Annotated in this window: 1 protein-coding gene; it reads right to left on the bottom strand. The window is 75.7% G+C overall.

All coding sequences use genetic code 11. The features are described 5' to 3' along the window. Positions 1 to 1,336 (bottom strand): sialidase family protein (locus ACFFNX_RS50150; RefSeq protein WP_378213567.1); only part of this gene is annotated, 1,336 nt, incomplete at both ends.

Below are 1,336 nucleotides of genomic sequence, written 5' to 3'. Positions count from 1 at the left end.
CGGCTGCCAGGTGCGCCCGCCGTCGGCGGAGACCGACGCGAAGGCGTACGCCCCGGCCACGCCGGTGGCCACGAGCGTCCCGCCCCGTGCCACCACCTTCGTCAGCGAGCCCTGCGTCGTACCGGTCGGCAGCGCGGGCGCCGCCGCCGACAGGGTCCACCGCCGGCCGTCCGGCGAGGTCCACAGCGCGGGCTGCGACACCTTGTTCTTCGTCTGGCCGCCGACCGCGACGAAGCCGTTCGGCCCGGCGGCCACGTCGCTCATCCACTTCGGCGCGTCGCGGTCGCCGGTCAGGTCGTCCTTGCCCGCGCCCGTGGCATGGGTCCAGGTCTTCAGGTCCGCCGAGGTCCACACGGCGGCGCTCGTGCCGCCCTGGGTACCGACGATCACGTACGCCGGCCTGCTCGCCGCCGCCGCGGACGGCACCAGGTCACCGCCGAACGTCTGGCCCTGCGCCGGCTGCCAGGTGACGGAGTCGCCCGACGTCAGCACCAGCGAACGCGAGCCGGTGCCGCCGACGGCGAGCCAGCCCGGCCCGCCGTGGACCGCGTCGACGAGCCGCTGCTGACCGGTGGCCTTGGACGCCGGGAGCGTGGCGCGCGTCCACGTGGCGGCATCCGATGAGGTCCACAGCGCCGCGCGGCCGTTCGTGCTGCCGACCGCGACGACCCGGCCCGCGTCGGCCACGACGCCGCCGACCGTACGCTCCGGGTGCACCGCGTCGGGGACCGCGGCCAGGTTGACGTCGCCCACGCCCGCCATCGTCAGGTACGCGCCGCCGTCGTCGCTCCGCCCGGACACGACCGGGCCCTGCGGGGTGAGCGCGGCACCGGTCAGCGTACGGCCGCCCGCCAGGTCGCTCACGTGCCGCCACGTCTTGGCGTCGCCGCTGGTCATGACGGCGGTCTTTCCGCCCTTGACGGGCACGAGGACGGTCAGGCCGTTGTCGGTGCCCCGCACCAGGCCCATCCGGGAGTACCCGCTGATCGTGAGAGTGCCGGCCGCCGCCCAGTTCTTGCCGTCCACGGAGCTGAAGAACGCGCCGTACGCGGTGGTCTTCTTCTTCCTCCGGCCTCCGGTCGTGTGCGAGGCCTCACGCGCGGCGAAGAAGCCGGTCTGGGTGGCCACGACGCCCACGGCCTCGCCGGACGAGCCCTGGCCCTGCGGCACCGCGAGCGGCGCCCAGGTGCGGCCGCCGTCGGGCGACCGCCAGAACGCCTCGCGCTCGGCGGTGCGGTGGACCTTGCGCCGCTTCCCCCTGACCCGGTGGGTGACGGTCTTGGTGGTGCGCACCCGGCCGTGCGCCACGACGACGTCGCCGTGCGCCGTGACGTCC

The sequence above is a fragment of the Actinoallomurus acaciae genome (assembly GCF_042429965.1).
GTDB classification, from domain to species: domain Bacteria; phylum Actinomycetota; class Actinomycetes; order Streptosporangiales; family Streptosporangiaceae; genus Actinoallomurus; species Actinoallomurus acaciae.
Note: the sequence above shows the minus strand (reverse complement) of the source record. Positions and strands in the feature narration are given on the sequence as shown.